Source organism: Pseudomonas sp. R1-7 (assembly GCF_051132105.1).
Classification (GTDB): Bacteria; Pseudomonadota; Gammaproteobacteria; order Pseudomonadales; family Pseudomonadaceae; genus Aquipseudomonas.
The window spans coordinates 2,786,173-2,809,358 of the sequence record NZ_CP071661.1 but is presented as its reverse complement, the minus strand read 5'-3'; the positions used below and the strand labels follow the sequence as shown (position 1 = coordinate 2,809,358).

The following is a 23,186-nucleotide window of genomic DNA, read 5'->3' as shown; positions in this document are numbered from 1 at the left end:
GGCGAGGGAGCTTGCTCCCGCTGGGCTGCGAAGCAGCCCCAATTTGTACGACTCAATTAACCTGACACACCGAGGCGCCGGCCTTGGGGGCGCTTCGCACCCCAGCGGGAGCAAGCTCCCTCGCCACAATTGGTTGGCATTTCAAGTCAGGGACTCACCCCGCCACCCGCACCACCCCCATATCAATTCCCAAATGCACCAACTCGGCGTGGGAGCTGACCTGCAACTTGCTCTTGAGCAACGTCAGGTGGTTGGACACGGTCTTGGCGCTGATGCACAGCTGTTCGGCAATGGTCCGCGCGGGGGTGCCCTTGGCGAGCATGACGAATATTTCCAACTCTCGTTGGGTCATCGATTGCAGGCGCGGATCGCTGTCGTGGCGGTTGGTGGCGCAGGCCAACTGAGTGGCCAGGGCCTGCTCGATGTAGGCATGGCCGGCCAGCACCCGCCGCACCGCCTCCACCAACACCTGCGGTGCCGAGTTCTTGGTCAGATAGCCCGCCGCGCCCGCCTCCAGCGCCTGGCGCACCAACGGCAATTCGTCGTGCATGCTGAAGAACAGCACCCGCAGTTGTGGCAAGCGTTGACGCAGGCGCCGGGTGGTTTCCAGCCCGCTGATGCCCGGCAGGCCGAAGTCCATGATCACCAGGTTTGGCACTTGCTCCTGCACCTGGCTCAACGCCTCCTCGCCCGAAGCGGCTTCGCGAACCTGCAGCTCCGGCATCAGTGCCCGCAACAGGCTGGCGTAGCCTTGCCGGACCACGGCGTGGTCATCCACCAACAAAATATTCATGACGCCTCCAGGGGAATGTTCAAGTCCAGCGCCCACCCCGCGCCGGGCCGGCTCATGACTCGCAGCTCACCGCCGAGGCTGCGAGCCCGTTCCGCCATCGAATGCAAGCCCACGCCGGCCCGGGCGGGCTGTTTGGCACCGCGTCCGTTATCGCGCACCCAAAGCCGCAGGCGACCGGCGCGGTGCTGCATACGGATCCGCACCTGGCTGGCATCGGCATGCCGGGCGATGTTGGTCAGCGCTTCCTGCAACAGGCGGTACAGGTGGGCTTTGTCCGACCCGGCCAATGGCGGTATCGCGCCATCGACCCGCAACTGGCAGGCGATGCCGTGGTTGTCCTGCCATTGCCGGGCCAACAACTCGATGGCCTCGCCCAACGGCAAATGCTGGAGCACGACGGGGTACAAGTCGTTGACCAAGGCGCGAAAGCCTTGCTGCAAATGGTCACAGTGTTCTTCCAACTCGCCGGCGGTCTGCTCCAGCGCAGGTGGCTGATGGATCACCAGCCGCAGCAGACAGGCCCGCGCGCGAATGCCCGCCACATATTGGCCCAGATCGTCGTGCAAGGTTTGCGCAAGGGATCTGCGCTCCTGCTCTTGCACCGCCAGCAACGCCTGGGTCAGCCGGGCATTGTCCGCCCGGGTCTGGGCCAGGGCGGCGGTCATGCGATTGAAATGCTCCGCCAGTTGCTGGGCTTCCGAGAGGCCTTCGGGCCGCAGGTTCACGTGCAGGTCGCCCGCGGATACTTGCTGCAGCGCCCGCAGCAAATCGTCCAGCAAACGCATGGCCCGGCGCACCGCCCAACGGGTTGCCAGCAGGCTGAACAGCCAGGCCATTGCGCAAACACCGAGCAGTTGCATCAGGGAATCGAGGATTTCATCCACCTCGTCCCGGGGATCAACAGCGATCCAGGCTCGACGACCGTCCTGCAGCTCAACAACCTGGGCGGCAGGACCGTCGCGCAGAAGCCGACGCCCCAGCCAGGCATTCAAGCCGGGCTCTTGAGTCGGCGAATTTTCCCCGGCGGCCAACCAACGCACCCGCACGTGACGCAGGCTGCCGGTGAGCCGCGATTGAAGGCTGGCCGGATCACGCTGGGCGGTCTCGCGCAGGTAATGCACCACCGACTCGGCCGATCGCAGCTCGCGCGTCACATCGGCCGTGGCCTGGTGCAACAGCAGCGTTGCACAGGCCAGGGTGACCAGGGAGAAGAACGCCGTGACCCAGAGGTTGATTCGCCAGAGGGCTGACATGGCTAGCGCTCCGCACCCTGACTCACACCGATCCCCTGTGGGGCCGGGGCACGCCGATCCACCCCAATCAAACTCAGGATCAGCAATAAAGGCAACAGCAGCGTCTTTAAAACCCGCATGACCTGTCCGCTCCCTGATGAATGACGATACAGGCATCCTAAAACCCCGGCGCCCGGACCGAGCTACTACCTTGGTACTGCCCCGGCGGTACTTTCTGCATATTTCCCCGCGGCCTTGGCCTTCCTATGCTGGCGCTACCTGCAATGGAGGACGTCATGCGCCGGCTTGTCAGTTACGCCCTGGTTTATCTGTTGGCCGCGGCAACCGCCCAGGCAGGCGAGACCGTGCCATTGCAAGTGCGCATCGGCTACCTCGGTTACCGTCCCGATCCAGGCCCCCTGTTGTCCAATGTCATCGCCGAGCCCACCGATGCCGGGCTACGCGGGGCCGAGCTGGCAATCATCGACAGCAACAGCACCGGACGCTTCCTCAAGCACGACTACCGCCTCGACAGCGCCACCGTCGACAGCCCCGAAGCGCTGCTCCACGCCGCCCGCGCTCAGCATGAGCAAGGTCTGCGTCTGTTCGTGGTGAATGCGCCGGGCGAAAGCCTGCGCCAACTCAGCGCCGCTCTCCCCGACAGCCTGTTGTTCAATGCCGGCAGCCCCGACGACAGCCTGCGCACCAGCGACTGCCTGGGCAACGTGCTGCACACCCTGCCCGACCGCGCGACCCTCGCCGATGCCCTGGTGCAGTTCAGTATCGTGCGCAAATGGCAGCGGGCCTTGCTGATCGTCGGCCAGACAGCTGAAGACCAGGCATACGCCGCCGCATTGCGCCGGGCCATGAAGCGCTTCGGCCTGAAGATCGTTGCCGAGAAGGCCTGGCAGTTCGACAACGACCAGCGGCGCAGCGCCCAGGCCGAAATGCCGCTGTTCACCCAGACCGCCGAATACGATGTGGTGCTGGTGGCCGACGAGCGCGGCGACTTCGGCGAATACGTGCCCTACCAGACCTGGTTTCCGCGCCCGGTGGCCGGCACCCAAGGACTGACGCCCACCGGTTGGCACAAGACTGTCGAGACCTACGGCGCTGCGCAATTGCAGAAACGCTTCGAAGACTTGGCCGGACGCTGGATGAACGACCGCGACTTCGCCGCCTGGATCGCTGTGCGCAGCATCGCCGCCGCCGTCAGCAAACTGCGCGAGGACAACCCGTTTGCCATCCGCCAACTCGCCCTCGGCGACCAGCTGCCACTGGACGGATTCAAGGGCCGCAAGCTCAGCTACCGGCCCTGGAACGGCCAATTGCGCCAACCGATTCCCCTGGTCCAGCCGCGAGCCCTGGTCAGCACCTCGCCCCAGGATGGCTTCCTGCATCCCTCCAACGAAATGGACAGCCTGGGCTTCGACCGACCCGAAGTGAGCTGTCGCTACCCCTGATCGATAACAACAATAAGGAAAACGCCATGCGCCGCCCCCTGCTCCAACCGGCTCTGCTGTGCCAAGCCCTCGCCCTGGGCGCCTCGCTGCTCCTTACCGGTCCCGCTTCCGCCAGCATCGCCTGGGTCTCCAACGAAAAAGACAACAGCCTCAGCCTGATCGACCTGCAGAGCCTGGAAGTCGTCGACACCTTGCCGGTAGGCCAACGCCCGCGAGGCCTGTTGCTGTCCCATGACAGCCGCCTGCTGTACATCTGCGCCAGCGATTCGGACCGCGTCCAGGTGATGGACGTCGCCACCCGCAAGATCATCAAGGAGCTGCCTTCCGGCAAGGACCCTGAGCAATTCGCCCTCCACCCCAATGATCGCTGGCTCTACGTGTCCAATGAGGACGATGCCTTGGTCACGGTGATCGACACCCAGACCTCCGAAGTACTCGGCCAGATCGGCGTCGGCGTCGAGCCCGAAGGGATGGCGGTCAGCCCCGATGGCAAGTGGGCGGTCAATACGAGTGAAACCACCAACATGCTGCACTGGATCGACACCAGTACCCAGACTTTGGCGGACAACACCTTGGTGGACCAACGGCCGCGCTTCGTCGAATTCAATCGCGACGGCACGCAGCTCTGGGCCTCGGCGGAAATCGGCGGGACGTTGACGATTCTCGATGTCGCCACCCGCCAAGTCTTGAAGACGCTGACGTTCCAGATCAAGGGCGTGCACCCGGACAAAGTCCAGCCTGTGGGGATCAAGCTCAGCGCCGACGGCAAGCTTGCGTTTGTCGCGCTTGGCCCGGCCAACCATGTAGCGGTCATCGACGCCAAGACCTTCGAAGTGCTGGATTACCTGCTGGTGGGCCGGCGCGTCTGGCAACTGGCGTTCACCCCGGACCAGAAACAATTGCTGGCGACCAACGGTGTGAGCGGCGATGTCTCGGTGATCGACGTGCAGAGCCGCAAGGTGCTGAAGTCGGTGAAAGTGGGACGTTATCCATGGGGCGTGGTGGTGACGCCATGAACGCCTTGGAGGTCAGTGACCTGAGCTTCGCCTACGGTGCCCGGGAAGCCCTGCGCCGGATCAACTTCAGCGTGCCCGCCGGACACTTCGCCGCACTCCTCGGACCGAACGGCGCTGGCAAGTCCACGCTGATCGCCCTGCTGACACGCCTGTATGACGTGCAGCGCGGCGAGATCCGGGTCGGCGGCCAGTCGCTGCGCACGTCACCGCGCCAGGCCTTGCGCCAGTTGGGCGTGGTGTTCCAGCAAAGCACCCTCGACCTTGACCTCAGCATCGAGCAAAACCTGCGTTATCACCTCGCCCTGCATGGCATGTCACGGCGCCAGGGCAGCGTGCGGATCGACGCCGAGCTGGCCCGCCAGCAGTTGACGCAAAGGCGCCACGAGCCGGTGCGCAACCTCAATGGTGGGCATCGGCGCCGGGTGGAAATCGCCCGAGCGCTGCTCCACGAACCGCGCCTGCTGCTGCTGGACGAGCCGAGCGTCGGCCTCGACCCGGCCAGCCGCCAAGCCTTGGGCCAGCACATCCGGCAACTGTGCCGGGAACAGGGGATCAGCGTGTTCTGGACCACTCATCTGCTGGATGAAGTGCAGCCCAGCGATGACTTGCTGATCGTGCATCAGGGGCGACTGGTCGCGAGCGGTCGCGCAGAAGAGGTCAGCCTGGAACACGGCGGCAGCCTCGGCTCGGCCTTCCATCGTTTGACCGCCTCGGGAGTTGCGGCATGAGCGCGTATTGGCATTGTTTCAGCGGCATCGTGATGCGCGAATGGCTGCGCTTCGTCTTGCAGCGCACGCGGTTGCTCAGCGCCCTGGTCCGACCGCTGCTGTGGCTGCTGGTGTTCGCCGCCGGGTTCCGGGCGGCGCTGGGCATCGCCATCATCGCACCCTACGACACCTACATCCCCTACGAGGTGTACATCGTGCCGGGGCTGGCCTGCATGATTCTGTTGTTCAACGGTATGCAGGGCTCCCTGTCGATGGTCTACGACCGGGAAATGGGCAGCATGCGCGTGCTCCTGACCAGCCCCCTGCCCCGGGCCTTCCTGCTGGCGAGCAAACTGCTTGCGACCTCGCTGATCTCGTTGTTGCAGGTCTACGCCTTTCTCGCCATCGCCTGGCTCTACGGCGTCCAGCCGCCGGCCATGGGCCTGCTGCTGGCATTGCCGGCCCTGCTGTTGGTGGCGTTGATGCTCAGCGCCCTGGGCCTGTTGTTGTCCAATGCGATCCGGCAGTTGGAAAACTTCGCCGGGGTGATGAACTTCGTCATCTTCCCGATGTTTTTCCTGTCTTCGGCATTGTACCCACTGTGGAAAATGCTCGAAGCCAGCCCCTGGTTGTATTGGCTCTGCGCGGTGAATCCGTTCACCCATGCCGTGGAACTGCTGCGGTTCGCGTTGTATGGGCAATTCAATCTGCTGGCGATGACCGTGTGCGTGGGGTTGACGCTGGTGTTCGCGCTGCTGGCGGTGTGGACGTTCAATCCGCAGCATGCGGCGTTGCGCAAGGCCACCTGAAATTACGACTTTAGTACTGGTTTTCCTGTCTATGGTCGCATTCACAAGACTTCCACCCTGGCATGTAATGGGCGCATAACAAAAAGGATAAATCCCATGCCCCGTTTGCTGGCGATCGTCTTGCTGGGCCTGTCGCTGAATGTCGCGCAGGCCGACACAGCGCTGTTTTCTGCGCAGGGCTATCGCATTACCCAATACCGCAGCCCGACGCCCGCCTCCGCCGACGGCGCACAAACCCTCGACACCGAAGCCTTGCAGCGCCTGCTCGGACAAACTCCCGCCCCGGTGTTGATCGACGTTTATCGGCGTCCCTGGGTCCAGGGACGTTTCATCGACACCGAGCCCCACGCCAACCTTCCCGGCAGCCTGTGGCTGGCCAATACGGGCGATGGCGAGCTGGAACCGACCTGGCAGGATTACTTCACTTTTCACCTGCGCAAGGCCAGCGCCGGACGTCCGGATCAACCATTGGTCTTTTACTGCCGCTCCGATTGCTGGTTGAGCTGGAACGCGGTAAAACGCGCCGCGTCCATGGGCTATAAACAAGTGTATTGGTACCGCGACGGCCTCGACGCCTGGGAGGCGGCCAACCTGCCCCTGCAAGCCGCCCGCCCCGAACCTTTTCCCTGATGCAACGATTTGCGTGCACCTGCCCCAACACGACAATAACGAGGTGAATGGCCATGTATAAAATCCTGATAGCCGACGATCACCCACTGTTTCGCGAAGCCATCCACAACGTCATCAGCGACGGTTTCGCCGGTAGCGAAGTGATGGAGACCGCCGACCTTGACAGTGCCTTGGCGCTGACCCGCGAACACGACGACCTGGACCTGATCCTGCTGGACCTGAACATGCCCGGCATGCACGGCCTCAATGGCCTGATCAACCTGCGCAACGAAGCGCCGACCATCCCGGTGGTGATCGTTTCCGCCGAACAGGACAAGCAAATCGTTTTGCAGGCCATCACCTATGGCGCGGTGGGCTTCATCACCAAGTCGTCGCCGCGCTCGCAGATGACCGACGCCATCGAGCAGATCCTCAATGGCAACGTGTACCTGCCGCCGGACATCATCCGCACCCAGAAAAGCCCGACGGGCCGGCGCCTGAACGAAACCCCCGCGTTCCCGCCCGAACTGCTCCAGGCCCTGACCCGCAAGCAACTGCTGGTGCTCGAACGCATGACCAAGGGCGAATCGAACAAGCAGATCGCCTACACGCTGGACATCGCCGAAACCACGGTCAAGGCCCACGTCTCGGCGATCCTGCGCAAGCTCAACGTGCATAACCGGGTGCAGGCGATTCTCAGTGCCGGGGATATTGATTTCGGGGCGTACCTGCGCCGCTAATCCCGTGGCGAGGGAGCTTGCTCCCTCGCCACAAAAGCGGTTCGACTCATCGGCTGGTTGTTTGGCCCAGCAAATGACTCATCGCAATCTTCAGCTTCATCGGCCGCACCGGCTTGTGCATGAGCGTATGCCCACGTTCGCGGATCTGCTGCTTGAGCTCGTTGCTGTAGTTGGCGGTGATCATCAGGGCCGGGATCGGTGAGGGGCGACAGGCGTTGATCCGCGCCACGGCGTCCACGCCGTTCTGGTCGTGGTCCAGGTGGTAGTCGGCGATCAGCAGGTCGGCGTCGGCGCGGTAGTCATCCACCTGGCGCGCCAGGTCCTGTTCCGACAGTGCCGTCACCACCCGGCAACCCCAGCCTTCCAGCAAGGTGCGCATGCCGGCGCAGATCGCCGCATCGTTATCCAGCACCCAGACCCGTGCCCCGCGCAGGCGTTCGAGCATCGGCTCGCTCATCTCCAGGCAAGGCAGTGGCTTGGGCGCGGTGGCGCTGAGGGGGACTTCGATGGCGAACACCGAGCCTCTGCCCGGCCATGAACGAACCTGGATCCGGTGTCCGAGGATCCCGGCGATTTTCTCGACAATTGCCAGCCCCAGGCCCAAGCCACGGTCCTGATCCGGACGCTGGACGTCACCGCGCTTGAACTCCTGGAAAATCTCTTCGAGACGATCCTGGGCGATGCCGATGCCGGAGTCCCAGACTTCGATCGAGACACAATTGCCGTGGCGTCGGCATCCCAGCAGGACCCGCCCTTGCGGCGTGTAGCGCAGCGCGTTACTTAGCAGGTTGCGAAGGATCCGCGCCAACAGTTGGATGTCGCTGCGCACCAGCACCGAGCAAGGTACAAATCGCAACTCCAGGCCCTCGCTGCGCGCCACTTGGCAATATTCGGCCGCCAGGTTGTCGAGCAATTCGCACAAGGCGAACGGCGCGACATCGGCCTTGATCACGCCGGCATCGAGCTTGGAAATGTCCACCAATGTGCCTAACAGATTTTCCACGTCATGCAGGGAATTGCTTACGTTGCGCACCAGCTGCGCGTTCGCCACCGGCTCGCGGCGTTCGAGCAAGGCGCTGGTGAACAGTCGCGCCGCGTTCAACGGTTGCAGCAGGTCATGGCTGACCGCCGCGAGGAACTTGGTTTTCGACAGATTCGCGCGTTCGGCCTCGCGCTTGGCTTCGCGCAGGCGCAACTCCACCCGGCTGCGCTCGTCGATCTCACGCAGCAGCTGGTCGTTGAGGGTGGTCAGTTCGGCGGTGCGCTCCTGCACCCGATGTTCCAGGTTCTGATAGGCCTGGTGGAGCGCCTCGGCGGTGCGTCGACGTTCGGTGATGTCGCGGATCAGCACGAAGATCCCCACCACTTCGCCGTTGGCCAAGCGGTTCGGCACATAGGAGCGCAACATGTAGCGCTCCTGGTTGTTGATGTTGGTCTCGGCGAACTCGAAGGTCACGCTCTCACCCGCCAACGCCCGTGCCACGTACGCTTCCAGGCGCTGGTAATGCTGTTCGCTGTGGGCTTCGCGCAGGCTCTGGCCGAGCATCACGCCACGGGGCCAGCAATACCACTGCTCGTAGACCTTGTTGGTGAACTCGTAGACCAGATCGGCATTGAGGTAGGCGATCAGCGCCGGCACGTGGTCGGTGATCAGCCGGATCCAGCGCTCGCTTTCGCTCAGCGCCTCGGCGTGCTGGTAGCGCTCGGTGATGTCGGTGAAGGTGTTGACGTAGCCGCCGGTAGGCAACGGATGGGTGCGGATTTCCAGGACCCGGCCATCGCTGAGGCGCTGCTCGCATTCCTGGATCAGCCGGCCATTGCCATCGCGACTGGCCGGCGTCAGCAGGCGCAATTCGCTGTCGGCGATCACCTCGTTGAATGGCCGATGGGCCGCCACCGGCGCCAGTCCGCTGAGTTCCAGGAAGCGCCGGTTCCACAGCTCCAGCACACCCTGGGCGTTGACCATCGCCACGCCCTGGGACAGGTTGTCCACGGCGCGCTGCAACAGATGGGATTTCTGCGCGACAGCCTGCTCGCGGCGCACGGTTTCGCTGAGCTTGACGTCAGTGATGTCGGTGAACAGGATCACCCGCCCGCCTTCCTGGGTCGGCCGCTCGCTGACCTGCAGCCAGCGCCCATTCTGCAAGCGATACAGCACCGGCTCGTCAGGCTGGCCGCGGGTTTCTTCGCTGAACAAACCGTTGGCGGTCATCAGGCGCTTGACCTCGGCAAGGCGCATCCCCGCGATGATCCGCACCCGGCTATGGGCCCAGAACGCCTTGAAACGGCTGTTGAACAAGACAATCCGTTGCTGTTCGTCAAACAGCACGAAGGCATCGGAAATGCTCTCGATCGCATCGATCAAGTGCCGATGGGCCGTCTCCGCCCGCAACCGTGCTTCGCCGAGCAAATGGTTGCCGGCCTTGAGTTCGGCCATGGCCTGGTTCAACGCATCGGTACGCTCACGCACCTGCTCGGCCAGCACCACCGAATGCTGGAACGCCGCGTAAGGGTCGTTGCCGCGGGTCACACCGGATTCGACCCGTTCGATCAACGCGTCGTTGATGCGCCGCAGTTTGTGGTTCTCATGCTGCAGGGCGGCGAGCTGCGCCTGCAGCTCAGCGATGGCCGGGGACGCGATGGCGGGCAATGGCAACTCCGGTGAACGTCTGGTTGATGTGCATGCCATTGAACTGTTCTCCATAGGTGTTGAACCCCATCACCCGATGCTCCCGCAGGAACTGGCCAATCTGTTCCAGGCCGTCACGCCCTTCCAGCTCAAGGCGCCGCAGGAAACAGTCGCAGCCGAGGGTCAGCAACAAATCCCCGAGGCGGGCCTGCAAGCCGTCGAACAGGTCTTGCAGGTTATGCAGCAACGGCCCCGGGGTCATGGCGGTGAGGACGATGCCGTTCTCTACCGCGCAATAAAAACTCAGGCTCAGGTCCGGGTGGACCTGCTGGATGGCCCGCACGTAATACTGGTCGTTGATCCGCACGGCCAATGGGTGCGCGGCGAATACCCGATAATCCAGCGCACTCACGGGGACGCCGATGTGTCGCGCGTACTCCTCGGCGGCAGGCTCGGCGTTGAGCTCGTAGACCCGCCGCGAGGCGCTATCTGCGCCAGTCACCACCAATTTCTCTTGTCGGGGCAAAATGTGATGGGTGGTGAACACCTCGAATTCCAACCAAGTGTTGATCAGCACCACCACGGCGGCACCGCTGTGGAACTGGCCTTCGAAGTAGACGTGGGTGTGGGTCAGGTAATTGTCATCGCCGGCCGAGCCGCCGAAATGCGGAATGTCGCCCAGTGCCGCGCTCAACGCCGCGAGCACCATTTCCTCGCGGCTGGACAAGCCATCGAGCAGGGTCAAGGCGAAACTGTGGCCCTTGATCGGTGCCAAGGCGTTGCTGCGACAGCCGCTCGCCAAGCGCTCGACCATCTGCTGGGCATCGATCAGGCAGAAGTGCTCCATCTCGCCGATCAGCTCGGCAGCGATGGAAAAATGCCGGTGATCGAAACCCACCGCCGTCACGCAATTGCGGCCATACCCTTGCGGGGTGATTTCCCCGGCGCTGGTGCAGCCCACCAGGCGAATCCCGCCGAAGCTCTGGGACAGCGCCTTGGCCAGGGCAGGCAAATCGTATTCGGCGGAACAGAAAAACAGCACGAACCCCAGGTACGGGTGCAACAACTGTCGTGCCAGTTCCCGGGCGACCTGCTCCACATCTGTCGCCTGGGACATGGCGCTGACCACGCCCTCGCTCTGGGCCTGCTGCATCTGCGCCTCCGACGGTGCGTGATAGAGCCTTGAGTGTACGAACCCGCGCCCGGCCGACGAATGCTACTTGGGTAGCGGGTGGACGCTTCCATGGGATGAGAACCGTGGCGGCCCCAACCGCGATGCGCACGGTTGGGGCCGCCACGAAACCCTTCCTGGCATGGATCGCTTCTGTGGCGAGGGAGCAAGTTCCCTCGCCACAGGATGAAGTAGCCCTTACCAGGTCAACACCGCCCCCACTGCGAAGGTGTCGGTGTCTTCATCCTGCGCGCTGGTGTCGTGGCCGTTGATTTCGAACTGGTTGTATTCGGCCACGAGCTTGAGGTTGTCGTTGATGTCATGGAACAGCGCGACTCCGCGCGTCTCATAGTCGGCGCCGCTGCCGACCAAGCCGTTGCCGTCGTCCTCGGTCTTGCCGTAGGACAGCGCCAGGCGATTTTTGCCCAGTTTGTAGGAGCCCTGCAGCAGATAGCCCGTGCTGTCGACGTTGCGCAACGTGGCTTCGCCGGCATTGTTGGTGAAGAACGGGTTGATGCCCTTGGCCTGGAAACCGGAGCCGGTGAGCGACAGCCCGCCCATCTTCGCCTGCACCCCATAACCCAGCCCTTTGGATGTGACCGACTCGACGCTGGAGTCTGTGTTGTCGGAGGTCTGGTAGCTGCCGTTCAGCCAGCTGTAGATCTTCGCCCCGCCCAGGTCGAACTGGTAGGTGACTTCGCTCTCGGTGCGCGGGTTCTCCTGGTAGGCCTTGCCGGTGGCGCTGCTGTCGTTGGTGTCCACCGGGTCCATGATGCCCACTGCCACGCGCAACCCGTCCATGACAGGGGTGCGATAAGTGATCTGCGATGTTGGGAACGGGTACGGATAACCGCTGCCGATATTGCCGAACGACACGCCGCCACCGTCCACCAGCCCCAGGGTGTCGCTGACCTGGCCATAACCGGCCAGCAACTCATCGAGCAGGATGTTGGAGCGGGCGAACAAGCCGAAGTCCTTGCCGATCAGCACCTCGCCCCACTCCGGGTTGGCAACGGTGCCGTAGAACTGCCGTACGTCGATCGCGGTGTCCGTACCGTTGGTTTCGCTGTCGTTGATGGTCACCCAGAACGAGGCACGGGCGCCGAGCTTGAGGTCATCGACCTGCTTGCCCATGTTGAAGCCCAGGTAGTTGGGCAAGAACCCCATCTTGACGCGCGACTGGCGCCGATCGAACTGTTCCCCGGCGCGGTCGACGTCACTGTTGACGTAGAAAGCGTTGATGTAGCCGTCGGTGGAAAAAGTCGTCTGGTCCTTGTCGTACAGCATGATTTCGGCTTGGGCCCAAGGCATCGAACCGAGGGTCGAGAGGCCGGCGATGAACGCAGGCAAAAAACGCAGGCAGGTATTTTTATTGTTGTGCATGGCGCGCTCCGCAACAGGGGACGGGATGTCGGAGGCGATTATCGAAAGGCACCCGGGCGCGTCATACGCTGCCTTGGAGGTGATTGCCGGCTGCTTTGGCAGCGCAGGCCCGGCGCGGCAGTTTTGACCTAAGACCTCGATGCCGCCGGGCGCGGTACTTTGGGTGTGGGCCGGTGGGGTGGCCTGGGGGGGGGTGCTGAGTATTACCAACTTGTGGCGAGGGGATTGATCCCCGCTGGGGCGCGAAGCGGCCCTAAAACCTGACAACTCGGTACATCAGGACAATCCAAGGGGCTGCTGCGCTGCCCAGCGGGGATCAATCCCCTCGCCACAACGGCCCCCTCGCCTTCGGGTCAGAACCTCGGCTTGACCGTCTTCCAATCCGGCTTGTAGCGCCGCATTTGCCGCACATCATCGCGCTGGCGAATGCCGCAACTGAGGAACTGCTCATGCAATTTGCCCAACTGATCGCGGTCCAGCTCCAGCCCCAGGCCCGGCGCCCGGGTGATCTTCACGCAGCCGTCGACAAATGGCAGCTTGCCGCCCTTGATCACTTCTTCATCCGGCTCCTGCCAGGGGTAATGGGTGTCGCAGGCGTAATCCAGGTTCGGCACCGACGCCGCCACGTGGGCCATGGCCATGAGGCTGATGCCCAAGTGCGAATTGGAATGCATCGACACGCCAAGGCCAAAGGTGTCGCACATTTTCGCCAACACCTGGGTGTCCCGCAGCCCGCCCCAATAATGGTGGTCGGCCAGGACAATCTGCACGCTGTCCTGGGCGACGCTGCGGCGGAACTCGTCGAAATCGGTGACCACCATATTGGTCGCCAGTGGCAGGCCCGTGCGTTTGTGCAGCTCGGCCATGCCTTCCAGCCCAGGCGTCGGGTCTTCGTAATACTGCAGGTCATCCCCGAGCAGCTCGGCCATGCGGATCGAAGTTTCCAACGACCAGTTGCCATTGGGATCGATACGCAGTGGGAAGCCAGGAAAAGCCTGCTTCAACGCCTTGATGCAGGCCACCTCATGCTCCGGTTCGAGGGTGCCGGCCTTGAGCTTGATACTCTTGAACCCGTACTCCTCGATCATCCGCCGCGCCTGGGCGACGATCTGTTGTTCGTTCAGCGCTTCGCCCCAACTGTCCGCCGGGTACGGCGAATCGATGTGCTCGGCGTACTTGAAAAACAGATAGGCACTAAATGGCACTTCATCACGAATCGCACCGCCCAGCAGATCCACCAGCGGTACGTTCAGGTAATGCGCCTGCAGGTCCAGGCAGGCCACTTCAAAGGCCGAATAGGCATTGCTGACAGCTTTACTTGCGTGTGAGCCCGGCGCCAATTCGGCACCGGCAACGCTGGCCGGCTTATGGGCCGCCACGGTGGCCTGGACGATGGACCGCAATTGATTGAGGTTGAACGGATCCATACCGACCAACTGATCCTTGACCTGCTGTTGGATCGCCAGGGCCGGCGCATCGCCGTAGCTCTCGCCGAGGCCGATGTAGCCGTTGTCGCTTTCGATTTCGATGATCGAGCGCAGTGCAAAGGGCTCATGAATGCCGCTGGCGTTAAGCAGCGGTGGGTCGCGGAAAGCGATGGGGGTCACGGTGACGCGTTTGATCTTCATGCAAGGGCTCCTGAAGGTTTGCGCACCGATGATGGACGCCGTCGATTGTTACCGTCTAATCTAACTTGGCACTTGATTGATACCGGGATTGAATCAATGTTTGAGCTGGCCCAACTGCGCTGCTTCACCACCGTGGCGACTGAACTCAACTTCCGTCGCGCCGCCGAACGCCTGAACATGACCCAACCACCCTTGAGCCGGCAGATCCAATTGCTGGAGCATCATCTGGGCGTCGAACTGTTCACCCGCAGCACCCGCAGCGTCGCCCTCACCGCCGCCGGGCGGGCGTTTTTCGTCGAGGCGCAGAATCTGCTGCAACAGGCGCAGCAGGCCGCCGTCGCCGCCAAGCGTTTTGCCCAGGGCGACATCGGTTCGGTGACTATCAGCTTCGTCGGCAGCGCAGTGTATGAGTTCTTGCCCAAGGTCATCGCCGAGGCACGGCTCAAGCAACCGCAAGTCAAAATTGTCCTGTCGGAAATGAACACCTACCAGCAACACGAAGCCCTGCGCGCCCGGCGAATCGACCTGGGCATCGTCCGCTCGCCCCTGCTGGAAACCGGCTACGCCACCGAATGCCTGGTGCGCGAACCGTTTGTCCTGGCCGTGCCTGCAGACCATCCGCTGGCCAACGCGGAGACCGTCAGTGTGCAGGACCTGGATGGGCAGCCGTTCCTGATGTATGCCCACTCCGCCTACCCGCCCTTCAACGAACTGCTCACCGGCATGCTGCGCTCGGCCCGGGTCGCCCCGCAGTTCGTACAATGGCTGGGGTCGTCGCTGACCATCCTGGCGTTGGTCAACGCCGGCATGGGGTTGGCGCTGGTGCCGCGTTGCGCGACCAGCGTGGCGTTCAGGCAGGTGGTATTTCGTGAGATTGATTTGGGTGAAGGGGTGCAGAGCGAGTTGCACCTGGTATGGCGTCAGGACAACGACAACCCGGCGTTTTCGATGTTGCTGGAGGGGATTCGCGGGGCGGTTCGGGAGGGACTATAGACAACTCGCGGATCTATCACAGTTTGCCCTTGTGGCGAGGGAGCTTGCTCCCGCTGGGTCGCGAAGCGGCCCCAAAAACTGCCTCAAGCCTGAGATAACCTTCTAAACCGCTCCAGGGCCGCTGCGCAGCCCAGCGGGAGCAACTCCCCCGCCACATCGATCGCGCCCTATTCCAGTCTCCCCTGACAAGTTGTACGATGACCGACGAGCACACATTGCTCGCGATCCTGATACCTACAAAAACAAGGAAAAACCCATGAAAAAAGCATCGTTGCTGATCGGTTTCGTTTGTCTCTTCAGCGGCTACGTCGCAGCCGCCCCCGCGCCGGCCGAAAAAGAAGTGGCCGAGGCGGTAGACCACCTGACCCAAGCCATGCTGCACAAGGACATTCCCCAGCTCCAGGCCCTGGCCGCGGAGAACCTGACCTACGGTCATTCCAGCGGCAATATCCAGGACAAGAAAGCCTTCATCGCCGACATCGAAACCGGCAAGAGCGCGTTCAAGACCTTGGAAATGAAGAATCAGAAAATCACCCTGTCGGGCGACGTGGCTCTGGTACGCAACCACTTTTCCGCCCAGGCGCTCAAGGGGACCGAGGTGGTCCCGACCGAAATCGAGAACTTCCAGATCTGGCAGAAGCAGAACGGCAAGTGGTTGTTGATCGGGCGTCAGGCGTTTAGGTTCTAACAGTCGGACATAAACCTGTGTGGCGAGGGAGCAAGCTCCCTCGCCACGGGGATGGCGGGCCGTCAATCCGACGCCCACTGCTGTCGGTGCTCCAACAGAAAGTCCACAAACGCCCTCACCCTCTGCGGCACATACCGCCCATGGGGATACAGCAGCGTAAACGGACGCGAGCGCCCCGCGAACGGCGCCAGCACTTCCACCAATCGCCCGTCCGCCAATTCCTGTTCGACAATGAATCGGTAGGTCTGGAACAGCCCGGCGCCATGCTTGGCCAGCGTCACCCCGCCCAGCACATCGTCGGAGCAGCAATACCCGCCCTGCCCGAACACCTCTTTCTCCTTGCCTTCGACATTGAACAACCAAGAGATACGACGACCACTGCTGGGCAGCTCGAATTGGATGCACTCGTGCAGATTGAGGTCTTCCAGGGTTTGCGGCGTGCCGACCCTGCGCAGGTAATCCGGGGACGCGACCACCGCCAGTTTCGCGTCTTCGAGCAACCGGGCGATCATCGACGAATCCGGCTGGGCTCGCACCCGTATCGCCAGGTCATAACCTTCGGCAACGAAGTCTATGTTTCGATTGCTCAGATGCAGATCCACCGTCACTTGCGGGTACAGCGCCCGAAAAGCCGGCAACAAGGGCAGGATGCGATGGTGGCCGTAGGTGGTGGGCAAGCTGATGCGCAGTTGCCCGGACGGCACCGATTGCGCGCCCATGACTTCCTGCTGCGCCTCGACCAGTTGCGTCAACGCTTGGCGACATTGCTCGAAAAAGGTCCTGCCGGCGTCGGTCAGGCGGATGCTGCGGGTGGTGCGCACAAACAGCCGCGAACCAAGGCGCTCTTCCAAGCGAAAGATCGAGCGGCTCACCGCCGCCGGGGTAACGCCCGCTACCTGCGCCGCCGCCGTGAAACCGCCCGCCTCGGCCGCCAGGCAGAACAGTTCGATACTGCCTAACTGCAAGTCTTCGAAGTGACGCTTCATGATTCATTACACCGCGTATCAACTGTAGATTCCCGATGCCTGTTTATCAGGCCGTGGCGTATAAATACAGTGGTCCTCGATTGCGCGGGCTTCTCCTGCGCAAATGTCACCCACCGGAGTGCAGCATGCCTTTCGTCAATGTGCGTATTACCCGCGACGGCGTTACCCGCGAGCAGAAAGCCCAGGTCATTTGCGAAATCACCGAAACCTTGCAGCGCGTGTTGGGCAAGGACCCTCACCTGACCCATATCGTGATCGAGGAAGTCGACACCGATAACTGGGGTTATGCGGGTATGACGACGACTGAGTATCGAAGTAAGCCCAAGGAGTAAGGCTTCACCTGCCGAGCCCGGTCCGAATGACCGGGCTTTTTTCTGCCTGCCAACCCGTTCCCGCAAGGACTTGTGGGGATTCGACTCATTGATTACACCAAGTATCAACTCAAGTACCAGAACCCCCATTTATCAAACCCAAGCGCATCAATACCCTGATCACAACCAACGCCCACACAGGCGCAGCGGTTCCAACTCAACGTGATCAGGAGTCAACATCATGAGCAATCAGAAAACCGTCATCATCACCGGCGCTTCCAGCGGGATCGGCCTAGGCTTGGTCAAGGCGTTCCTGGCCCGCGGTTATAACGTGGTGGGCAATGCCCGCTCCCAATCCGGCCTGGACGATGCCGCCGGGCAGTTGGGCCATCCCACGAGTTTCATCGGCGTGGCCGGCGACATTGCCGATCCAGCGACCTCTAGCGCCCTTGTCGGCAAGGCCATCGAGGCGTTCGGCGCGGTGGATGGGCTGGTCAATAACGCCGGTTTCTTCCTGCCCAAACCCTTTGTCGAATACAGCCCCCAGGACCTGGAGTCGCTGCTCGATACCAACCTCAAGGGCCTCGTCTATGCCAGCCAGGCCGCTGCTGCGCACATGATCAGTCGCCAGCAGGGTTTCATCATCAACATTTCCGCCTCGGTGGCCCTGCAACCGAACATCCAGGTGCCGGCGGCGCTGCCCGTATTGATCAAGGGCGGCGTCAACCAGATGACCCGCGCCTTGGCACTGGAACTGTCGCCCCACAACATCAAGGTCAACGCCGTGGCACCCGGCATCATCGACACGCCAATGCATGACCCGGCGCACCGAGACTTTCTCAACAACCTGGCCCCGGCCGGTCGGGTGGGCACCATCGATGAGATCGCCGACGCCGTGTTGTACCTGGCGGCAGCCGACTTCACCACGGGGGCAATCCTGCCGGTGGACGGTGGCATGAGCACCGGCAAGTGGTAAAAAACAAAACCCCGAAGGCAGGACCTTCGGGGTTCTTTATGCAGCCTTGAATCTACAGCGTGTAGGAGATGCCCGCCTGCACCGTCCGCGGTGCGCCCGGATAAGCGTAGACGCCACCAAACGCGCCTTCTTCGTAATCGGCGTCGAACAGGTTCTTCAGGTCAAGGTTGAGGCGAATGCGCTCGTTGACCTTGTAGTAGCCGAGCAAGTCGACCACGGTGTAGTCGTCCATGGTGAAGGTGGTGGCTGCGGTGTTTCCGGCCCGCTCATCCACGTACCTGGCGCCCAGGCCTACGCCTAGCCCCTTGAGGCCGCCATCCTGGAACTCGTAGACGTTCAGCAGGCTGATGGTGTTCTTTGGCACGTTGAGCAAGCGAGTGCCGGTGGGGATATTGGCGTCCTTGGTCACTTCGGCATCCACATAGGCGTAGCCGCCGATGACACGCCACTCCGGCGTCAGGTTGCCCGCCACGTTCAAGTCGAAACCACGACTGCGCACTTCGCCAGCGGCGACGTTGAAGGTCGAGTCCAGCGGATCGGGGGTCAATACGTTGCGTTTTTCGATCTGGTAGACCGCCGCATCGACGCTCAACTGGCGATCCGGCGCTTCCCACTTGACGCCCACTTCGTAGGATTTGCCTTCTTCCGGCTTGAATCCCCCGCCTTCGCGGCTGGCGCCGTTGTTCGGTTTGAACGAACGGGCGGTGTTGGCGTAGACGGCCACGGTGTCGGTCAGGTCGTAGATCACGCCCAAGCGCGGGGTGACCGCGTTGTCGGTAACGTCCCAGTTCCGGCTGCCGGGCCGCGCCTGGGGGACGAAGGTCTCGTACTCATGCTCGAACCGCTCGAAACGCGCGCCTGCCAGCACCTTCAGCCGCTCGGTCAGCGCCACCTGGTCCTGGACGAACACGCCGAAGGTCTTGAGGTTTTCCTCGTCATGGGTCGGCGTGCGGGTCAACGCCGGGCGCGGCTGGCCATACACCGGATCGAAGATGTCGATCGGATAGGCGCCGGTGCCGGCGGCGGAACGCCGGATGATGGACTTGTAGTCGTAATCTTCGTACTCCACGCCAGTCAGCAGCGTGTGCTCGAACCCGCCCGTGGAGAAATGCCCGGTGAGGTTGAGCTGGGTATCACGGTCTGTCCATTCCAGCTTGCGGTAGTTGAAGTTACGGCCCAGGGTGCGCCCATCGGCGGCGATGCCGTTGCCTTCCACCGCGTTGCCCTGCAAGGTGCCGTCGAGCCACTGGGTACCACCGGCCAGGGTCCAGTCATCGTTGAGCATGTGCTCGAAACGCACCTGCAGCATGTTGTTGTCGTTGTGCAGCTTGCCGGCGTCTTTTTCGCCGAAGAACGTATCGCGCGACGCGGTGCCACGTTGGCCGGCGTAATGCGTCAGGCCACGGTCCAGGGGCGCATTGTTGCGCATGAAATCGCCCTCGAACGTCAGGCGCGTGGTGTCGTTGACCTGCCAGGTGACCACAGGGGCGACGCCATAACGTTCGGTCTCGACATGATCACGAAACGTGTCGCCGCCCTCGCCCACCACATTCAAGCGATAAGCCAGGCGGCCTTCATCATCCAACGGGCCAGACGCATCCAGGGTGCCGCGACGCATCCCTTGGTCGCTGACCTGGCTGCCCAGGGTCACCGTGCGCTCGGCCAACGGCTGCTTGGACACCACGTTGAAGGTGCCGCCCGGGTCACCACGGCCATAGAGCATGGTTGCCGGCCCACGCAAGACCTCCAGGCGCTCGATGGTGTTGGCATCAGGCATGTTCGGATAGCCGCGGTTGATCGGGAAGCCGTTGCGGTAGAACTCTCCGGTGGTGAAGCCGCGCACGGTAAACGTGGTCAGGCCCTGGCCGCCGAAATTGTTACCCCTGCCGACGCCGCCGGCATAATCCAGGGCATCTTGCAGGCGCGTGGCGCTGAGGTCTTCGACCACATCGCGGGACACGACCGAGATCGATTGCGGCGTTTCATGGATGGCGGTGTCGGTACGCGTGGCGCTGGCGGAGCGGGTGGCGTGGTAGCCCTTCACCGGACCCTGTGCCGTCTCGAAGTCCGAGGTCCCAACGATATCGGTGGCTTGCAACTCCAGCGGAGCCTTGTCCGTGGAACTGGGCTCTTCTGCCCAAGTGGGAATGGAGTAAGCCTGGAGCACACAGAGTGAAACGATTATCCGACGCATCGACACACAATCCTAACGAAAGAACGCCATCCCTTGGAGGGCTGGCAAGAATGTGTCGCGAAAGATACAGCAACTCATTCCTATTTGACATAGATTCCCATTAGTGCCGCCGTTCCAACTTTGGATTCTTGCTCGATTTGCCTGAAGAATGCCTGGGCGCGGACGTCCATGATGTACGCCACGTTTAGCCGCAACCAGTCACACGCCTCCCCCTCCGGCAAGAACGTCGAGCCCTGGGACAACTGGATTTGCAACTGCTCGGCGATCTGCCGGACCCGTTCGGCCGCTACGTGCCGAGGCCGCGCCCACACGAACAAACCTCCGCTGGGCTCGGCAAACACTTCCCAGTGGAGGGGATCAAGCAGGCGCAACGTGCTCGCCATCTGCTTGTTCAAGCGCCCGCGCAGGCGTTGGATCAGCTTGCGATACGCGCCGTTCGCCAGCAAGGTTGCCACGACGTTCTCCGCCAGCAGCGAACAACCGATGCCGGTGACCATCTTGATTTGCGCCAGCCGCTTGATGATTTCCGGTTGCGCAACGACATAACCGATACGCAACGAGCTGGACAAGGTCTTGGAAAAACTCGCCAGGTAGATCACTCGGTCCAACGCGTCGAGTGACGCCAGCCGCGACGTCGGGCCGTTCTGGAAATCGGCGTAGATATCGTCTTCGATGAGGCGAAAGTCGTGCAACGTCGCCAGTTGCAGCAGGCGATAGGCAACGCTCGGCGCGAGGCTGGTGCCAGTGGGGTTCTGGTACATGCTGTTAATGAAGAAATACGCCGGTTTGTGCCCATCGAGCAGTCGTTCCAAGTGGGCGATGTCAGGGCCTTGCGCAGTCCTCGGCACGGCCAGGGTCTTGACCCCATGCAGCTTCAGCAGGTTGAACAGGTTGTAATAGCCCGGGCTCTCGACCAAAACCAAGTCGCCCGGCTTGAGCAGCGTGCGCACCAGCAGGTCCAGGCCATGGCTGGCGCCCTGGGTGGTGATGATCTGGCGCGGTTCGACATGAATGTCGATCAGGCCCAGGCGTTTCTGGATCTGCGAGCGCAGATCAGCCGAGCCCAACGGCGTGCTGTAGTTGAACAGGGCCTGATTGTCGCTGCGTACCACTTGGCGGATCGCCTGGCCCAGGTCGGTATCGTCGCGCCACGCGTCCGGCAGCCAGCCGCACCCCAGCTTGAGTTGGGTCGATGCGTTATCGAACAAGGGCCAGGCGGTTGCTTCATCCTCGGCCTGCGGTGCCAGCGTCCGGGACATCTGCTGTGCCACGAAAAAGCCCGAGCCATGCCGGGACTCCAGGACGCCGCTGGCGACCAACTGGTCATACGCCTTGATCACGCTCGACAGGCTCAAGCCGTTTTCCGTCGCCAGTTGGCGGATCGAAGGCATGCGCGCACCCGCGCGAATGCCATGGCTGTGGATCCAGTCGGTGACACTGGCGACCAGTTGCCGAACCAGGGATCCCGTGGCGTTTCGATCGATGTTCAGGTCCATGGCGCGGGATCTCGGCTAAGTGTTCTCGAATTTCGAGCGAACAGTTAACCATAAAAGACCCCGCTCTGTTCCTTGTTTGCCTGCGGTGCGGCATTGATAGTCCGCCCAGGCTCTCATTTTCAAGGAACACTCTTGGACGCACAGCAGCGACATTCATGGGGACTGGCCTTCGGTCTTTGCCTGATCACTTTGGCGGTCAACCTCCAGGCGCCGCTTTACACCACCTATGCGCAGCTTTCCGGTTACGGCGCGGGCGCCACGGCGGTGGCGTTTTCCGGTTATGTACTGGGCGTGTTGCCAGTGTTGCTGGCGTTCGGCGGACTGGCCGACCGCGTGGGTCGCAAACCGCTGATCCTGGCGGCGCTCTGCCTGTCGATGCTGGCGACGGTGATCACGGTGGTTTGGCCGAACCTCGTGGCGCTGGGCGTGGCGCGCCTGATGATGGGCGTCGGCACCGGGTTGGCCTCGGCGACATCCACCGCCTACATGGTGGAACTGATGCCGACCGGCGACGCACGGGCACCGGCCAACCGGGTCACGGCCAGCACCTCCCTGGGGTTTGGCCTGGGCGCGGCGCTGACTAGCCTCTTCCTGTTCGCCCATCACAGCGTTACGCCAGGCAGTTTCTGGTTGCAGCTGGGGTTGGCTGCCCTGGCGATGATCGTGGTGGCGCGGCTTCCGGACCCGGCCACGAGAATCAGGCACGCGCCGCTGTTGCGCCTGCCGTTGTTTCCCGCTGGCAGCCTGCCCTACAGCTTCTCCATGTTGCTTGCCTGGGCGACGTCGGGACTGGTCATCGCCATCCTGCCTTCGGTACTTGCCGCCCATGACCTGCAGCGCTGGTCCGGCCTGTCGACATTTACCGTCATCAGTTGCGGATTGATCTTCCAGCCCTGGGTGAAACGCATGCAACCGGCCAGGGCGACGGGATTGGGGCTGCTCGTCTTGCCTTTGAGCTATGCGTTGCTCGCCTGGGGCGCGAGCCGGGGTTCGCTGCCCGCCGTGCTACTCGGGGCGCTGGGCGCCAGCAGTGCATGCTACGGCTTCCTGTACCTGGGCGGACTGTCAGCGATTACGGCCATGGCCGGTGCGCAAAAAGCCCGGGTCAGCGCCGGGTTCTTCCTGTTCGCCTATGTTGGGTTCAGTATCCCGGTCGTCGTGACCGGGTGGTTGGCCGACCATTTCGGCGCTGACGTGGCGCTGATGGTGTTTGGCCTGGCGCTGTTGGCAGGCGCAATGACTACCGGGCTGCTCATCGTTCGGACACAGGCGTTCATCACCCAGCCATCCCACGGCTGAACAAAACACTTCGTGGCGAGGACCGCTCGACATCACGGCAGGCAGGTCGTATACCATATCCCC

20 protein-coding genes are annotated in these 23,186 nt (G+C 62.5%); 11 read left to right on the top strand and 9 right to left on the bottom strand.

Annotated elements, in window-relative coordinates; all coding sequences use genetic code 11:
- Positions 1–154: 154 nt before the first annotated feature.
- Positions 155–793 carry a response regulator gene (locus J3P79_RS12640; RefSeq protein WP_198726615.1) on the bottom strand — a complete coding sequence of 213 codons (639 nt, stop codon included), beginning with the start codon at positions 791–793 and terminating at the stop codon, positions 155–157.
- Positions 790–2,046, bottom strand: a complete 1,257-nt coding sequence (locus J3P79_RS12635; RefSeq protein WP_434611027.1) for a HAMP domain-containing sensor histidine kinase — start codon at positions 2,044–2,046, stop codon at positions 790–792. The genes J3P79_RS12640 and J3P79_RS12635 overlap by 4 nt, the downstream gene beginning before the upstream one ends.
- A 275-nt stretch (positions 2,047–2,321) precedes the next feature.
- On the opposite strand from J3P79_RS12635, the gene J3P79_RS12630 reads away from it, so the two are divergent.
- The 6 genes from J3P79_RS12630 to J3P79_RS12605 all read left to right on the top strand — a co-directional run bounded on the left by J3P79_RS12630 (position 2,322) and on the right by J3P79_RS12605 (position 7,369).
- Entirely contained in the window at positions 2,322–3,488 is a 1,167-nt protein-coding gene (locus tag J3P79_RS12630; protein ID WP_434611025.1) for an ABC transporter substrate-binding protein, read from the top strand.
- Positions 3,489–3,514: 26 nt separating this feature from the next.
- A complete protein-coding gene (locus J3P79_RS12625; protein WP_434611023.1) occupies positions 3,515–4,504 on the top strand; it encodes a YVTN family beta-propeller repeat protein in 990 nt (329 codons plus the stop codon).
- Positions 4,501–5,232: an ABC transporter ATP-binding protein gene (locus J3P79_RS12620; RefSeq protein ID WP_434611021.1), complete on the top strand. Its 732-nt coding sequence runs from the start codon at positions 4,501–4,503 to the stop codon at positions 5,230–5,232. Before J3P79_RS12625 ends, J3P79_RS12620 begins: the two co-directional genes overlap by 4 nt.
- A complete protein-coding gene (locus tag J3P79_RS12615) occupies positions 5,229–6,020 on the top strand; it encodes an ABC transporter permease (RefSeq protein ID WP_434611019.1) in 792 nt (263 codons plus the stop codon). Before J3P79_RS12620 ends, J3P79_RS12615 begins: the two co-directional genes overlap by 4 nt.
- A 96-nt stretch (positions 6,021–6,116) precedes the next feature.
- Positions 6,117–6,650: a PQQ-dependent catabolism-associated CXXCW motif protein gene (locus J3P79_RS12610; protein ID WP_434611017.1), complete on the top strand. Its 534-nt coding sequence runs from the start codon at positions 6,117–6,119 to the stop codon at positions 6,648–6,650.
- 53 nt (positions 6,651–6,703) lie between these two features.
- Positions 6,704–7,369, top strand: coding sequence for a response regulator transcription factor (locus J3P79_RS12605; RefSeq protein WP_039588789.1), 666 nt, complete (start codon positions 6,704–6,706; stop codon positions 7,367–7,369).
- Between the two features lie 46 nt (positions 7,370–7,415).
- Here J3P79_RS12605 and nahK read toward each other — a convergent pair whose 3' ends face one another.
- The 4 genes from nahK to J3P79_RS12585 all read right to left on the bottom strand — a co-directional run bounded on the left by nahK (position 7,416) and on the right by J3P79_RS12585 (position 14,180).
- Positions 7,416–10,058 (bottom strand): hybrid sensor histidine kinase/response regulator NahK/ErcS', encoded by a 2,643-nt coding sequence (gene nahK / locus J3P79_RS12600; protein WP_434611015.1) that lies wholly within the window; start codon positions 10,056–10,058, stop codon positions 7,416–7,418.
- Positions 9,988–11,151, bottom strand: coding sequence for a nitric oxide-sensing protein NosP (gene nosP / locus J3P79_RS12595; RefSeq protein WP_434611013.1), 1,164 nt, complete (start codon positions 11,149–11,151; stop codon positions 9,988–9,990). Before nosP ends, nahK begins: the two co-directional genes overlap by 71 nt.
- Before the next feature lie 216 nt (positions 11,152–11,367).
- On the bottom strand, positions 11,368–12,552 hold the full coding sequence (locus J3P79_RS12590; RefSeq protein ID WP_434611011.1) for a porin: 1,185 nt from the start codon (positions 12,550–12,552) through the stop codon (positions 11,368–11,370).
- Positions 12,553–12,905: 353 nt separating this feature from the next.
- Entirely contained in the window at positions 12,906–14,180 is a 1,275-nt protein-coding gene (locus tag J3P79_RS12585) for a glucarate dehydratase family protein (RefSeq protein ID WP_434611009.1), read from the bottom strand.
- Positions 14,181–14,276: 96 nt separating this feature from the next.
- Here J3P79_RS12585 and J3P79_RS12580 point away from each other — a divergent pair, with 96 nt between their 5' ends.
- Together J3P79_RS12580 and J3P79_RS12575 are read left to right on the top strand one after the other, a co-directional pair.
- A complete protein-coding gene (locus J3P79_RS12580; RefSeq protein WP_434611006.1) occupies positions 14,277–15,173 on the top strand; it encodes a LysR substrate-binding domain-containing protein in 897 nt (298 codons plus the stop codon).
- Positions 15,174–15,429: 256 nt separating this feature from the next.
- The gene (locus tag J3P79_RS12575; RefSeq protein WP_434611004.1) at positions 15,430–15,861 is read left to right on the top strand and encodes a nuclear transport factor 2 family protein; all 432 of its coding nucleotides are present in this window, start codon (positions 15,430–15,432) and stop codon (positions 15,859–15,861) included.
- A gap of 62 nt (positions 15,862–15,923) precedes the next feature.
- Here the strand turns inward: J3P79_RS12575 and J3P79_RS12570 are convergent, their stop codons facing one another.
- Positions 15,924–16,847: a LysR substrate-binding domain-containing protein gene (locus J3P79_RS12570; protein ID WP_434611001.1), complete on the bottom strand. Its 924-nt coding sequence runs from the start codon at positions 16,845–16,847 to the stop codon at positions 15,924–15,926.
- Between the two features lie 125 nt (positions 16,848–16,972).
- On the opposite strand from J3P79_RS12570, the gene J3P79_RS12565 reads away from it, so the two are divergent.
- On the top strand, positions 16,973–17,179 hold the full coding sequence (locus J3P79_RS12565; protein WP_434610999.1) for a tautomerase family protein: 207 nt from the start codon (positions 16,973–16,975) through the stop codon (positions 17,177–17,179).
- A gap of 220 nt (positions 17,180–17,399) precedes the next feature.
- Positions 17,400–18,134, top strand: a complete 735-nt coding sequence (locus J3P79_RS12560; RefSeq protein ID WP_434610997.1) for an SDR family NAD(P)-dependent oxidoreductase — start codon at positions 17,400–17,402, stop codon at positions 18,132–18,134.
- A gap of 52 nt (positions 18,135–18,186) precedes the next feature.
- Here the strand turns inward: J3P79_RS12560 and J3P79_RS12555 are convergent, their stop codons facing one another.
- Both J3P79_RS12555 and J3P79_RS12550 read right to left on the bottom strand, forming a co-directional pair.
- Positions 18,187–20,328, bottom strand: coding sequence for a TonB-dependent siderophore receptor (locus J3P79_RS12555; RefSeq protein ID WP_434610993.1), 2,142 nt, complete (start codon positions 20,326–20,328; stop codon positions 18,187–18,189).
- A gap of 80 nt (positions 20,329–20,408) precedes the next feature.
- Positions 20,409–21,824 carry a PLP-dependent aminotransferase family protein gene (locus tag J3P79_RS12550; protein ID WP_434610990.1) on the bottom strand — a complete coding sequence of 472 codons (1,416 nt, stop codon included), beginning with the start codon at positions 21,822–21,824 and terminating at the stop codon, positions 20,409–20,411.
- Positions 21,825–21,956: 132 nt separating this feature from the next.
- Here J3P79_RS12550 and J3P79_RS12545 point away from each other — a divergent pair, with 132 nt between their 5' ends.
- Positions 21,957–23,123 (top strand): MFS transporter, encoded by a 1,167-nt coding sequence (locus J3P79_RS12545; protein ID WP_434610987.1) that lies wholly within the window; start codon positions 21,957–21,959, stop codon positions 23,121–23,123.
- Positions 23,124–23,186: the final 63 nt, after the last annotated feature.